Annotated in this window: 11 protein-coding genes and 1 pseudogene; 8 read left to right on the top strand and 4 right to left on the bottom strand. The window is 65.6% G+C overall.

Translation table 11 applies throughout. The features are described from left to right. Positions 1-119: 119 nt before the first annotated feature. Positions 120-572: a hypothetical protein gene (locus tag ACVILH_RS26240; protein ID WP_456715475.1), complete on the top strand. Its 453-nt coding sequence runs from the start codon at positions 120-122 to the stop codon at positions 570-572. 102 nt (positions 573-674) lie between these two features. Continuing rightward, positions 675-2,298 (top strand): annotated as a pseudogene (gene abc-f, locus ACVILH_RS26235) (ribosomal protection-like ABC-F family protein). Between the two features lie 12 nt (positions 2,299-2,310). Here abc-f and ACVILH_RS26230 read toward each other — a convergent pair. The 4 genes from ACVILH_RS26230 to ACVILH_RS26215 form a co-directional block, all read right to left on the bottom strand. Then, a complete protein-coding gene (locus ACVILH_RS26230) occupies positions 2,311-3,195 on the bottom strand; it encodes a dienelactone hydrolase family protein (RefSeq protein ID WP_456715474.1) in 885 nt (294 codons plus the stop codon). 19 nt (positions 3,196-3,214) lie between these two features. Beyond that, positions 3,215-5,311, bottom strand: a complete 2,097-nt coding sequence (locus ACVILH_RS26225; protein WP_456715473.1) for a PAS domain-containing protein — start codon at positions 5,309-5,311, stop codon at positions 3,215-3,217. Between the two features lie 190 nt (positions 5,312-5,501). Next, positions 5,502-5,747 carry a hypothetical protein gene (locus ACVILH_RS26220; RefSeq protein ID WP_006613499.1) on the bottom strand — a complete coding sequence of 82 codons (246 nt, stop codon included), beginning with the start codon at positions 5,745-5,747 and terminating at the stop codon, positions 5,502-5,504. Positions 5,748-5,898: 151 nt separating this feature from the next. Next, complete coding sequence (locus ACVILH_RS26215) at positions 5,899-6,333, bottom strand: DUF1810 domain-containing protein (protein ID WP_456715472.1); 435 nt, start codon at positions 6,331-6,333, stop codon at positions 5,899-5,901. A 225-nt stretch (positions 6,334-6,558) separates the two neighbouring features. On the opposite strand from ACVILH_RS26215, the gene ACVILH_RS26210 reads away from it, so the two are divergent. From ACVILH_RS26210 to ACVILH_RS26185, 6 genes are all read left to right on the top strand, one after another. Further along, positions 6,559-7,599: a DUF2778 domain-containing protein gene (locus ACVILH_RS26210; RefSeq protein WP_456715471.1), complete on the top strand. Its 1,041-nt coding sequence runs from the start codon at positions 6,559-6,561 to the stop codon at positions 7,597-7,599. A gap of 60 nt (positions 7,600-7,659) precedes the next feature. Continuing rightward, positions 7,660-7,917: a hypothetical protein gene (locus tag ACVILH_RS26205; RefSeq protein WP_456715470.1), complete on the top strand. Its 258-nt coding sequence runs from the start codon at positions 7,660-7,662 to the stop codon at positions 7,915-7,917. Between the two features lie 1,215 nt (positions 7,918-9,132). Further along, entirely contained in the window at positions 9,133-10,239 is a 1,107-nt protein-coding gene (sfnG, locus tag ACVILH_RS26200; protein ID WP_456715469.1) for a dimethylsulfone monooxygenase SfnG, read from the top strand. 11 nt (positions 10,240-10,250) lie between these two features. Then, entirely contained in the window at positions 10,251-11,165 is a 915-nt protein-coding gene (locus tag ACVILH_RS26195) for an ABC transporter ATP-binding protein (RefSeq protein ID WP_456715468.1), read from the top strand. Next, complete coding sequence (locus ACVILH_RS26190; RefSeq protein ID WP_456715467.1) at positions 11,165-12,055, top strand: branched-chain amino acid ABC transporter permease; 891 nt, start codon at positions 11,165-11,167, stop codon at positions 12,053-12,055. The genes ACVILH_RS26195 and ACVILH_RS26190 overlap by 1 nt, the downstream gene beginning before the upstream one ends. Further along, positions 12,055-13,110: a branched-chain amino acid ABC transporter permease gene (locus ACVILH_RS26185; RefSeq protein WP_456715466.1), complete on the top strand. Its 1,056-nt coding sequence runs from the start codon at positions 12,055-12,057 to the stop codon at positions 13,108-13,110. Before ACVILH_RS26190 ends, ACVILH_RS26185 begins: the two co-directional genes overlap by 1 nt. Positions 13,111-13,131: the final 21 nt, after the last annotated feature.

Raw genomic sequence — 13,131 nt, 5'->3', positions numbered from 1 at the left:
CAAATCGTCGACTGCGAGCTCTGCCAATCCGTCTTGATCAATCGCAAGTCCGGCCCGCGATGGCAGCGGTATGTGTCTCCTGGACGGCGAAGACGTGGATCTGGGAAGTGGAGTGTCGAATGAGCTATCGGAAATGGGTGGTTGGCGTCGCGCTCGCCGGTACGGCGATCGCGCTGGCCGTGGCACCGTCCAAGGCGGAGCAATACCTCCCGCGTCTCGGTGACATCATGAACCTGGTGCAGGTCCGGCACGCCAAGCTGTGGTTCGCCGGACAGGCCAAGAACTGGGATCTCGCCGCCTACGAGCTGGCGCAGCTCAAGCAGAGCCTCGCTGATGCCGCCAGTTTCTATTCGGGGCTGCCGGTGGACAACGTGACCACCCTGAGCCAGCCGATCCAATCGATCTCCGATGCGATCACGGCGAAGGACGGCAAGCGGTTCGCCTCTGCCGTGACCGAGCTGACCTCGGGCTGCAATGCTTGCCACGCCACGATGGAGCGCGGCTACGTCGCCATCCGAATCCCGACCGACAAGCCGTTCGGCAACCAGGATTTTCGCCCGCAGGGCCGCTGACCGAGCAAGTTTGGGCCGCGAGTTGCGGTGCGAAATTGCGCCTTCCACCGGGGGCGCGCATCGACTAAGAGCGGCGGCAACCCGTCCACCGCCTGAGCCCTTATGATCCGCCTCGACAACATCAGCAAGCAAGTCGGCCACCAGATCCTGTTCATCGAAGCCTCCGCAGCCCTCCAGCGCGGCGAGAAGATCGGGCTGGTCGGCCCCAACGGCGCCGGCAAGTCGACGCTGTTCCGCATGATCTCGGGCCGTGACCAGCCGGACGAAGGCCAGGTCTCGACCGATCGCGGCATCTCCATCGGCTATTTCAACCAGGACGTCGGCGAGATGTCTGGCCGCCAGCGCCGTGGCCGAGGTCATGGACGGGGCAGGGCCGGTCTCGTCGGTGGCCGCCGAGCTCAAGGAGCTCGAGGCGGCGATGGCCGATCCCGAGCGCGCCGACGAGATGGACGAGATCATCGCGCGCTATGGCGAGGTGCTGGCGCGCTTCGAGGAGCTCGACGGCTACGCGCTCGACAGCCGTGCCCGCGAGGCGCTGGCCGGCCTCGGCTTCTCCGAGGAGATGATGGACAAGGACGTCGGCCTGCTCTCCGGTGGCTGGAAGATGCGCGTCGCGCTGGCCCGCATCCTGCTGATGCGCCCCGACGTGATGCTGCTCGACGAGCCGTCGAACCATCTCGATCTCGAAAGCCTGATCTGGCTGGAGCACTTCCTGAAGGGCTATGAGGGCGCGCTGCTGATGACCTCGCACGACCGCGAGTTCATCAACCGCATCATCAACAAGGTGATCGAGATCGACGCTGGCCAGCTCACGACCTATTCGGGCGACTACGATTTCTACGAGCAGCAGCGGGCGCTGAACGAGAAGCAGCAGCAGGCGCAATATGAGCGCCAGCAGGCGATGCTCGCCAAGGAGATCAAGTTCATCGAGCGCTTCAAGGCGCGGGCGTCGCATGCGGCGCAGGTGCAGAGCCGGGTCAAGAAGCTCGACAAGATCGAGCGCGTCGAGCCGCCGAAGCGGCGCCAGACCGTGGCCTTCGACTTCCTGCCGGCGCCGCGGTCGGGCGAGGATGTCGTCGCGCTGAAGAAGGTGTCGAAGAGCTACGGCAGCCGCCGCATCTATGAGGGGCTGGATTTCACGATCCGGCGCCGCGAGCGCTGGTGCGTGATGGGCGTCAACGGCGCCGGCAAGTCGACCTTGTTGAAGCTCATCGCCGGCACGGCCGAGCCCGACGACGGCTCGGTGACGATCGGCGGCAGCGTCAAGATGGGCTACTTCGCACAGCATGCGATGGACCTTCTCGACGGCGAAGACACGGTGTTCGAGTCGCTCGAGCATTCGTTCCCGCAGGCCGGCCAAGGCTCGCTGCGTGCGCTCGCCGGCTGCTTCGGCTTCTCCGGCGATGACGTGGAGAAGCGCTGCCGGGTGCTGTCGGGCGGCGAGAAGGCGCGGCTGGTGATGGCCAAGATGCTCTACGATCCGCCGAACTTCCTGGTGCTGGACGAGCCGACCAACCATCTGGACATGGCGACCAAGGAGATGCTGATCGCAGCACTCTCGAACTTCGAGGGCACCATGCTGTTCGTCTCGCACGATCGGCATTTCTTGGCCGCGCTGTCCAACCGCGTGCTAGAGCTGACCCCGGACGGTCTGCACCAATATGGCGGCGGCTACACCGAATATGTCGCCCGTAGCGGCCACGAGGCGCCGGGCCTGCGGAGCTGATCGTTCGTCCCGTCATTGTTTGAGCCAATCGAAGGCCAGCGGGGCGGCACGCCGCAGCGTGTCGTCCATCGCCGGGCCGTTGCCCGGAATCGACTGCCGGCTGGCGGCCGGCTCGTCGAAGCCGTGGGTTGCCCCCGGATAGATCGTGACATCGATCGCCGTGCCGGCTTGACGGGACCGATCGGCCATCGCGCTGCACAGCGTTGGTGACACTTCCTCGTCATCGGCCGCGAGAAACAGCTGGATCGGCACCCGCGACTTGAGCGTCGGGCCGAGCAGTGAGTTCTCTCCACAGCCGGGATAGAACACCAACGCGCCGCGAAACCCTCCTGACTGCGTGCCCTGGCGAAACAGCACGTTCAATGTCGTGCTGCCGCCGTTCGACCAGCCCTGCAGCAGGATGCGGCTCGGTGTGACGTCGCCGCGCTGGCGCAGATAGGCCAGCGCGCCCTCGGCATCGAGCGGCCGCACGGTGCGCTCGTTGACGTCGTCGCGGTCGGGATCGTCATGGGTGTGACGGCCGAAGCCGTGCGCCTTGCCGCGCGGGCCGAAGCTGTCGGGCAGCACCGCTACGTAGCCGCGCTCCGCCCAGTAGCTGCCCCACATCATGTGCCGCTTCGACAGCGAGCTAGCATTGCAAGGCGAAGCCGCAGTCCGCGAGACGAGCGTGCAATCCGCATTGACGTTCGACGAGTAGGGACCGCCGCGTCCATGCAGCATGATGATGGCGGGGAAGGGCCCCTTTCCGGACGGCCTGAACAGATAGGCCGTCAGCTCCGTGCTGTCGCCGCTCGCAAAGTAGACCGTTTCCGGCGGCGCCGCGAATGCCGGTCGCGATATCAGCAGGCCGAACAGGCTCAGTCCTGCAACAGCCGCATGCCGCCAGAGCGTGATCATCGGTGACCTCTCTCCCTGCTCAACTCTCGATCATCTCCCTGACCCGCCCGGCGAGCGCCTCGACGTCGAACGGCTTGGTCAGCACCTGCATGCCCGGCGCGAGCTGGCCGCTGTTGAGGATCGCATTCTCCGCATAGCCGGTGATGAACAGCACCTTGAGATCCGGCCGCGTGGCGCGCGCGGCGTCGGCAAGCTGGCGGCCGTTCATGCCGCCGGGCAGGCCGACATCGGTCACCAGCAGATTGATCCGCGCGTTGGATTGCAGCGCTGCCAGTCCCGTCGGTCCGTCCTTTGCCTCGATCACCGCATAGCCGCGCTCGTCGAGGACTTCCATGACCAGCATGCGCACGGTCGGCTCGTCGTCGACGACGAGGATGGTCTGGCCGGTCCGAGCCGACGCCGCTGCACTGGCTTGGGCAGGATCGGCGGCCTCGGCCTCGCCGACATAATGACGCGGGAAATAAAGACACATCGTGGTCCCCTGGCCGAGCTCGGAATAGATCCGCACCTGCCCGCCGGACTGCCGCGCAAAACCATAGACCATCGACAGGCCGAGGCCGGTGCCCTGGCCGATCGGCTTGGTCGTGAAGAACGGATCGAAGGCATGCTCGATGACATCGGGCGTCATGCCCGTGCCGGTGTCGGTGACGCACAGCGAGATGTACTGGCCGGGCGACAAATCGCGCTCGCGGGCGGCGCGGTCGTCGAGCCATTTGTTCGCCGTCTCGATCGTGATGCGACCGCCTTCGGGCATCGCGTCGCGCGCATTGATGCAGAGGTTGAGCAGGGCGCTTTCGAGCTGCGAGGAATCGATCAGCGCCGGCCAAAGGCCGCCGGCGGTCACGACCTCCAGATGAATCTGCGGGCCGACGGTGCGGCGGACCAGCTCCTCCATACCCATGACGAGGCGATTCACGTCGGTCGGCTTGGGATCGAGCGTCTGCCGGCGCGAGAAGGCCAGCAGGCGGTGGGTCAGCGCGGCGGCGCGCTTCGAGGCGCCCTGGGCCGCGGCGACATAGCGGTCGACATCGGTGAAGCGGCCCTGGCGCATGCGGGTCTGCAGCATCTCGAGCGAGCCCATGATGCCGGTCAGCAGATTGTTGAAGTCGTGCGCAATGCCGCCGGTCAGCTGGCCCACCGCCTCCATCTTCTGCGACTGGCGTAGCGCCTCCTCGGCCTCGCGCAGCCGCGCCTGCTCACGCAGCCGATCGGTGACGTCATAGGCGAACTGATAGGCGCCGATCTGCTCACCGCCGGCGTCGCGCAACACCGAGAAGCGCAATTCGTAGAAGCGGCGGTCGCGACCGGCCACGCCGAACTCGCTGACCTCGACGAACTCCTCGCCTTGAAGCGCGCGCGACCACACGGCGCGGATGGCTGCCTGATGCTCGGGAAGATCCTTGAACAGCTCCAGCAGGTCGTCGCCGACCTTGGGATGAACGCCGAAGATGCGGCCGAACTCCTGCACGGCGGCGCCGTTGATGGCGATCAGGCGGAAGCGCATGTCGACCACCTGCACGAAGGCGTTGGTGCCTTCGACGATGTCGGCGAGCAGCTTGCGCTCGGCGAGCGCGGCGACGACGCGCGCCTCGAGCGTGTCGTTGATCTCCTGCAGCGCGGCCTCGGCGCGCTTGCGCGCGGTGATGTCCTGGAACAGCACCGCGACCTGGCGCCGCGTTGCAGGCTCGACGCGAAAGGCGGCGAGCTCGAGATAACGGCCGGTCGCGACCAGCTCGCGCTCGAAGCGGATCGGCTCGCCGGTCCGCAGCACCTTGCCATAGAGCTCGACCCAGCCGCCGGCTTCGGCCGGCACCATCTCGCGGACCTTCTGCCCGACCACGTTGGGGATGCCGGCGTGCAGCGCATAGGCCGGGTTGGCTTCGACGTGGACGTAGTCGCTCAACGGGCCGTGCGGGCCGTCGAGGAACTCGATGATGCAGAAGCCTTCATCGATCGAGTTGAACAGCGTGCGGTAGCGCTCCTCGCTTTCGGCGAGCGCCGTCTCGGCTTCGGCGCGCTTGCCGGCATCGGCGGCGAACAGCGCCGTGAGGCGGGCATTCTCGGTTTCAAGCTCCAGCAGGCGCTGGCGGAGCGCGTCGGCCTCCACGGAACTCACGCGGCACAAGCCTCGTCGGACTTCGAAATCAGGGGAGCGTTACAAGGCATGGGCAGCTCGATGTGGAGTTCGGCTGACAACATATCATGTCAACAAGGCCTGCGGTACGCTCCCTCCGATGGAACTTGCGGGATGGTTGTCGAATGCCCCGCGGGCTTGGCCGCGGGGCATTCGTCGTCGAACGAATATCTTAGCCGCCGGCCTCGCACTTCTTCATGAAGGAGGTCTTGGCGGCGCCGGCGAGCTTCTTGCCGTCGGAGCCGACGGCCTTGGTCTCGCAGGTCTCGGCCATGCACTTCTTCATGAACGAGGTCTTGGCGGCGCCGGACAGCGCCTTGCCGTCCTTGCCGACGGCCTTGGTCTCGCAGCTGTCCTCGGCGAAGGCGGAGCCGGCGGCGAAGGTCGCGAGCGCGGCAATCAGGAAAAACTTCTTCATGAGCGTGTCTCCTTGGGACAAACAATGCGGCGGATGGGAGCCGCAAATCTTGGCGCGATCAAGTTTGCTGTTCCCGCTATCACCCGAAATCCGGCGCGACAGCGGTCTGCTCCTCAGCATGCTACCGATGACGCTCGTATGACCGGCATCGCTACACGCTCCCGCGCTGCAGAAAGGCCAGCGTCGCCGGATCGCGCTCCCCGTCGCAATACCGATCCAGCGCCGCGGCGAAATCCGTATTCGGATTGACGGAATCGAACAGCGTCATGCAGGAGCGGAACTTGGCGTCGTCAGGCGAGCCCAGGATCTGCCGAAGCGATTTGCCGGTTGCCGCGAGCACCAGGCGGGTGCATTCGAGGAGGCGCGGCCCAAGCACGGGGTGCGCGAGATAGGCCTCGGCCTCCGCGCGCGAACCGATGGCGTAGCGCTGCGCCATGGCCGAGCTGCCCAGCCCTGCAACCTGGGGGAAGATGAACCACATCCAGTGGCTTTGCTTGTGGCCGGCCGCAAGTTCGGCGGTGACGCGCGAATAAATCGAATTCTGTGCGTCGACAAATCGGCTGAGGTCGCCAGAATTGGTCTTCATTTTCTGCTCCAACCCATTGAACGGTCGATGGTATCAATCGATTGCCTGTGGCGGGCCACGCCCTTTCGCCGACCCGCTTTCCGGCACGACCGGAGCAATCCGGGCTGGCCTTTGTCTAGATTATGCCGCACTCTTGCCATCCTATGTCATGACGGGTCGAATCGTACCCCTTGGGGTCGGACATCCTCTGCGGGTGTTCGAAAAGGGGGGTATATCGGGGACGTGATGGCTTCCAGTGAAGCAAGCGTAGACGTTCTGTTGTCGCAAAGCCGCTTCGGGCGCTCCGAAGCGATCGCCGTCGTGCTCGCCGCATTGGCGATCGCAGCGGGCGCTGCCGCATGGGTCGATACCAACAGCAGCAGCGAACCGGCGCCGGTCGCGACCGCCGCACTTCCCGCCGCCCAACCCATCACCTTCGAAACCCGCTTTGCGCCGGCGTCGGCTTCCGCCTCGGCCTATTCCGAGAAGGACGCGATCCGCGCGCTCGACCGTTTCGCCCTGCGCGGCATCGATCGTCAGTTGCTGGATGCGCGGGCCGCCTTGGTGAAGGGCATGGAATCCCGCGATCCCGCCGCGCGCGACCTCAACGGCAGCGACTGGCGGCCGATGCTGACGGAAGGCAACACGGTTGCGATGCCCGCTCCGGGCGTGCCGCTGCCGCGGCCGCGTCCGTCGGTCGCGAACATGCCGACGAGCCTCGTCTCGGCCAGCGCGACCGAGGCGGTCGGCCACGTCGACGACCGCTCGATCCTGCAGAAGCTGTCGGATCTGCTGCCGAGCCCGAACAAGTTCGCCTCGCTCGGGCCGGATGCCGGCATCGTCCGCTCCGGCATCGATCTCGCCGCGCTCGGCTATGAGAGAACCGCCGTCTACGACATCAAGGCCAAGATGGTCTATCTGCCCTCGGGCATCGGTCTGGAGGCGCACTCCGGCATGGGCAACCTGCGCGACGATCCCGAGCACGTCAATCAGCGCATGGTCGGCGCGACGCCGCCGGCGACCTACGAGCTGAAGCCCCGGGAAAAGCCGTTCCACGGTGTGCGCGCGCTGCGGATGAACGTGGTCGAGGGCACGGCTCTCGGCCGGGTCGGCCTGCTGACCCACCCCTACATGCTGGGGCCTGAGGGTGATTCGAACGGCTGCGTCTCGATCAAGAATTACGATCGCTTCCTGAAGGCGTATGATGATGGCGAGTTCAACCGACTCGTCGTCGTCGTCGGGCTCGAGGCTGGCACCCCGACGCGGACCGCGCAGAAGACCGAGTGACGCTCCGTCACCGGGCGCGACCGCGGCGGCGCCGCCTGTCGCATCTTCCGGAAGGTCCTCATGATTGATCCCGCAAAGTCGGAAACGCGTCTGCGTACAACGTTCAACATCAAGGTGAACGGCAAGCCGGTCGTGATTTCGACGGTCGGGCAGGCGCATCAATTCCTCACCAGCCTCAACGCCGTCGAATGGATGGAGTTCAAGTCGCTGCACGACCAGGCCATGGCCTCGCTGCAGGCCGCGGCCGACAACGCTATCATGACGGTGCAGGCGACCAATGCGGTGCGCACGCTGTTCGTGAGCGCGAAGCTGCTGTGAGCCTTGAGTCATTCTTCGGAGCTCTGCAGCGGTGCGAGGGCATGACCTCATTCCGCTCAAACGCCTCGTGACAAGCAATCCATTCACGCATGCCCTCGCGTTCTCGCGACGCGCGGCGTCCGAGTGATCCGTCCGTCTTGCCCTCCAGATAACAGAGGGCGCGGGGAATGCCGGGCTGCTGGCCGCAACCCATGGCCCGCCTGCAGAAAAGAAAGCAGGCGGCAGTCACCACAGGTTCAGCCGGGCAACCGGCATTCCCCGCGCGGCGATCTTAACGGCTGCTTCGCGTTCTCCCCGGTGCGCCGGGCTTTCTGGTCACCGTTGCGCATGATGCTTTCGCACCAGCGCGGCATCAGCGTCGGGATGCCAGGACCACGCGACTTGACCGTACGCGATCACGGCGTTCGTCGGCGCAAGATGCGCTGCGCTGCCATCGCGTTCACCGCTCCTCCCGCTCCACGTCCGTGACGACCGCGAACCGCCCCTCTTGCGAGCAGGAGATGAGCCTAAGAGAGCACCGAATCCGGCTTAGGAAAAGCGGAATATTTTTGACGGCGGGACTGGACAGGGCAAATCAGCTTGATGCGCCTGAAGAAAATCGTTTCTGCGCGCAGCGCTGGATCGATCCGTTCAACCTCCATATGTCGCGGAATCCTGAAAGAATTCGTGCTGATTTGCCCGACGGGCAGCGTTGTTGTTCTTTCGCGAGGTTGGATCGACCGGCCGAGAAGCGAACTTTTCACTTGTTAGTTCGCCTCTCACGGCGAGGTTTCGTTCGACGGAACTGAAACGGGGCCGGAAGCAAAATTGATCCATGTTACGCCAAACTACGGAAGACGTTTTTACCGCCTCCTGCAAAAAGAGACGGTCTTGGACTCGCTGCCTCAGCGCTTCTCTGCGAGACTTCGTGCGTCGGTCGAACAGTGATTGACAGAGGGGACTTGCATGATCGGCAACAACGGCAATGACTCCAGTGATGCGCTCTTGCGCATGAATGGGAGCCTGTTGCGCACGGTCTGCGCCTGGTTCTGTTGATGCACTGACATGACGGCCGGGGCGCATCGACGCCTCGGCACCGGCAGGCAGCGCCTGCCCATCAAGCGACATCACCAAGCAAACCAAATGTGCCGCCGGCCCCGGCAGCGCAGATGCCGACGGCCGTCCTCATCGGGGCGGAGCGGCATTCATGACGATCAGGACAAGTGAGGGAAGCCTATGACGACCAAGGATTCGTCGATCAAGTTCGCCTATTGGGTGCCCAACGTTTCGGGGGGCCTCGTGATCTCCAACATCGAGCAGCGCACGAGCTGGGACATCGGCTACAACAAGAAGCTGGCGCAGATCGCTGAAGCCAGCGGCTTCGACTACGCGCTGAGCCAGATCCGCTTCACCGCCGGCTACGGCGCCGAGTATCAGCATGAGTCCGTGTCGTTCAGCCATGCGCTGCTGGAGGCCACGACCAAGCTGAAGGTGATCGCGGCGATCCTGCCGGGGCCATGGCATCCGGCCGTCGTCGCCAAGCAGATCGCCACCATCAATCATCTCACCGAGGGGCGCGTCGCCGTCAACATCGTCAGCGGCTGGTTCCGCGGCGAGTTCACCGCGATCGGCGAGCCCTGGCTCGATCATGACGAGCGCTACCGCCGCTCGGAGGAGTTCATCCGCGCGCTCAGGGGCATCTGGACCGAGGACAATTTCAACCTCCGCGGCGACTTCTACCGCTTCACGAACTACTCGCTGAAGCCGAAGCCGATCGATCCGCAGCCCGAGATTTTCCAAGGCGGCAGCTCGCGCGCAGCGCGCGACATGGCCTCGCGCGTGTCCGACTGGTACTTCACCAACGGCAATTCGGTCGAGGGCATCAAGGCGCAGGTCGACGACATCAAAGCCAAGGCGAAGGCCAACAACCACTACGTCAAGATCGGCGTCAACGCGTTTGCGATCGCGCGCGACACCGAGGCCGAGGCGCAGGCCGTGCTCAAGGACATCATCGACCACGCCAATCCGGATGCCGTGCACGCCTTCGCGCATGAGGTGGCCAATGCCGGCAAGGCCTCGCCGGAGCGCGAGGGCAACTGGGCGAAATCGACCTTCGAGGATCTCGTCCAGTACAATGACGGCTTCAAGACCAATCTGATCGGCACGCCCCAGCAGATCGCCGAGCGCATCGTCGCGCTGAAGGACGTCGGCGTCGATCTCATCCTGCTCGGCTTCCTGCACTTCCAGGAGGAGGTGGCCTATTTCGGCAAGCACGTGATTCCGCTGGTGCGCGAGCTCGAGGCCAAGGCGGCGGCCAAGGCTGGCTTGCAGGCGGCCGAGTAGGGCAGGGAGCGATGTTGTTGAGCGGGCTCACCACCTCGCTGGACGTGCTGGCGCTGGAGACCTGGGCGCCGGGAACGGCGCGTCAGGTGCTCGCGGCGGAGCCGTCAGGCGCGTCGGCGCCGGTCGCGGATGGGCCGCGTGCGGTGCTGCGGCTCGCCAACATCTCGCTGTCGTTCGGCGGTCTCACCGCGCTCCGCGATATCGATCTCGATGTCGCGGAGGGCGAGATCCGCGCGGTGATCGGACCGAACGGCGCCGGCAAGAGCTCGCTGCTCAACGTCGTCAGCGGGCTCTACCGGCCGCATCGAGGCGAGGTCTGGTTCGGCGATCATGCGTTCCGGCAAGTGCCGACGGCGCAGCTCGCTCGTCACGGCGTCGCCCGCACGTTTCAGAACCTTGCCTTGTTCAAGGGGCTCTCCGTGTTCGACAATGTGCTGATGGGGCTGGCGCACCGCGTGTGCGCCGGCTTCATCCGACAGCTTGTCGGCACGCCCGCGGCGCGGCGGATCGAGGCCGAGAACCGCGCCGCGGCGGAGGAGGTCATCGGCTTCCTGCATCTCGAGGCCGTGCGCGACCGCATTGCCGGCACGTTGCCCTATGGCCTGCAGAAGCGCGTCGAGCTGGCGCGCGCGCTGGTCGCGCGTCCAAGACTGCTGCTGCTCGATGAGCCCTTTGCCGGCGTCACCTTGAGCGAGAAGCAGGAGCTGGCGCAGCACGTCCGCGGCGCGCGCGACCGCTACGGCACCACCATCGTGCTGATCGAGCACGACATCGGCATCGTCATGGATCTCTCGGACCACATCGCCGTGCTCGACTACGGCCGCAAGATCGCTGACGGACCGCCGGCTGAGATCAAGACCAACCAGGCGGTGATCGATGCCTATCTCGGCGTCGCCCATGAGGACGAGACGGAGCTCGCGATCTGATGTTCGACTATCAGTTTCTGATCGAGGTGCTGGTCGGCGGCCTGCTCTCCGGAGTGATGTATTCGCTGGTCGCGATCGGCTTCGTGCTGATCTACAAGACCTCGGGCGTGCTCAATTTCGCGCAAGGCGCGATGCTCTTGTTCGCCGCGCTGACCTTCGTCAGCCTGGTCGAGCGCGGCACGCCGTTCGCGCTAGCGTTGCTGGCGACGCTTGCCATCATGGTCGCGCTCGGCATCACCATCGAGCGCGCGGTGCTGCGGCCGCTGATCAACCAGCCGCCGATCACGCTGTTCATGGCGACCTTGGGCCTGTCCTATGTGATCGAGGGCGCCGCGCAACTGCTCTGGGGCACGCAGGTTCACGGGCTCGAGATCGGCGTCAGCGACATTCCGTTCGACATCGGCGGCGTCTTCATCAGCCGCTTCGATCTGTTCGCCGCCGCTGTCGCCGGCAGTCTGGTGGCACTGTTTACGCTGTTCTTCCGCTACACCCGAACTGGGCTCGCGTTCCGCGCCGTCGCCGACGATCAGTTCGCCGCGCTCGCGGTGGGACTGCGGTTGCCGCGCGTCTGGGCGGCGGTGTGGACGGCGGCCGGCATCGTCGCGCTGGTCGCGGGGCTGTTGTGGGGCGCGCGGCTCGGCGTGCAGTTCTCTCTGTCGCTGGTGGTGCTCAAGGCGCTGCCGGTGCTGGTGCTCGGCGGCTTCGACTCGATCACCGGCGCGATCGTCGGCGGGCTCCTGATCGGTGCGATCGAGAAGCTCGCCGAGGTCTATGTCGGGCCGTTCTTCGGCGGCGGCATCGAGGCCTGGGCGGCCTATGTCGTCGCGCTGGCGCTGCTGCTGGTGCGGCCCTCCGGCCTGTTCGGCCAGAAGCTGGTAGAGCGGGTGTGATGAGTACGATCACCGAAACCACTTTGACGCCGTCCCGTGTGTCTTGGCTCACCCCGAACCTGCTCGGAATCGTGCTGCTGCTCCTGCTCGGCTACATCATCGTGCCGTGGATCGGCTCGGACTATCTGATGGACGCGGTGCTGACGCCGTTCCTGGCGCTGGCATTGGCTGCGGTCGGGCTCAACGTGCTGACCGGCTATGCCGGTCAGGTGTCGCTGGGCTCGGCGGCGTTCCTCGCGGTCGGCGCTTATGCGGCCTACAATCTCAATCTAAGATTGCCGGGCCTGCCACTGCTCGCCGACATCGTGCTGGCGGGCGGCATCGCCGCGGCGGTCGGCATCGTGTTCGGCCTGCCGAGCCTGCGGCTGCGCGGCTTCTACCTCGCGGTCTCGACGCTCGCGGCGCAGTTCTTCGTGCAGTGGGCGCTGACCAAGTTCGGCTGGTTCTCCAACGACAATGCGTCGGGCGTGATCGACGCGCCGGTGCTCCGCATCGGCAGCCTGACGTTCTCCTCGGCGACCGGCCGCTACGTGTTCTCGCTGTCGATCGTCGCGATCGCCACCGCGCTGACGGCGCGGCTGCTGGCCTCGCAGACCGGGCGCAACTTCATCGCGGTGCGCGACCACGAGGTCGCGGCCAAGGTGATCGGCGTGCCGCTGCTGCGCACCAAGCTGCTGGCCTTCGGTTTCTCGTCGTTCCTGATCGGCGTCGCCGGCGTGCTCTGGGCGTTCGCGTATCTGCGCACGGTCGAGCCGGCCGGCTTCAACCTCGATCGCTCGTTCCAGATCCTGTTCATCATCATCATCGGCGGGCTGGCCTCGCTGCGCGGCGCCTTCATCGGCGCGGCCTTCATCGTCGTGTTTCCGCTGCTGCTGTCGCGGCTCGGCGCCGCAGTGCTCGGCAGCGTGTTCGATTCCGGCGTGCTCGAGATGAGCCAGCGCATCGTCATCGGCGCCTTGATCATCGCCTTCCTGATCGCCGAGCCGCGCGGCCTGGTCGCGCTGATCGATCGCGCGGCCGACCGGCTGCGCCGCTTCCGTTCATCCCAGTCCTGAAACAGTCACACTAGAAGGAGA

The sequence above is a fragment of the Bradyrhizobium sp. USDA 4353 genome, assembly GCF_054063215.1.
The sequence above is the reverse complement of the archived record's forward strand: the minus strand, read 5'-3'. Positions and strand labels throughout refer to the sequence as shown.

Coding starts and splice junctions, on each gene's coding strand:
- ACVILH_RS26240 (WP_456715475.1), top strand. CDS start 120: ATGAGCTATCGGAAATGGGTGGTTGGCGTCGCGCTCGCCGGTACGGCG.
- ACVILH_RS26230 (WP_456715474.1), bottom strand. CDS start 3,195: ATGATCACGCTCTGGCGGCATGCGGCTGTTGCAGGACTGAGCCTGTTC.
- ACVILH_RS26220 (WP_006613499.1), bottom strand. CDS start 5,747: ATGAAGAAGTTTTTCCTGATTGCCGCGCTCGCGACCTTCGCCGCCGGC.
- ACVILH_RS26215 (WP_456715472.1), bottom strand. CDS start 6,333: ATGAAGACCAATTCTGGCGACCTCAGCCGATTTGTCGACGCACAGAAT.
- ACVILH_RS26210 (WP_456715471.1), top strand. CDS start 6,559: ATGGCTTCCAGTGAAGCAAGCGTAGACGTTCTGTTGTCGCAAAGCCGC.
- ACVILH_RS26205 (WP_456715470.1), top strand. CDS start 7,660: ATGATTGATCCCGCAAAGTCGGAAACGCGTCTGCGTACAACGTTCAAC.
- sfnG (WP_456715469.1), top strand. CDS start 9,133: ATGACGACCAAGGATTCGTCGATCAAGTTCGCCTATTGGGTGCCCAAC.
- ACVILH_RS26195 (WP_456715468.1), top strand. CDS start 10,251: ATGTTGTTGAGCGGGCTCACCACCTCGCTGGACGTGCTGGCGCTGGAG.
- ACVILH_RS26190 (WP_456715467.1), top strand. CDS start 11,165: ATGTTCGACTATCAGTTTCTGATCGAGGTGCTGGTCGGCGGCCTGCTC.
- ACVILH_RS26185 (WP_456715466.1), top strand. CDS start 12,055: ATGAGTACGATCACCGAAACCACTTTGACGCCGTCCCGTGTGTCTTGG.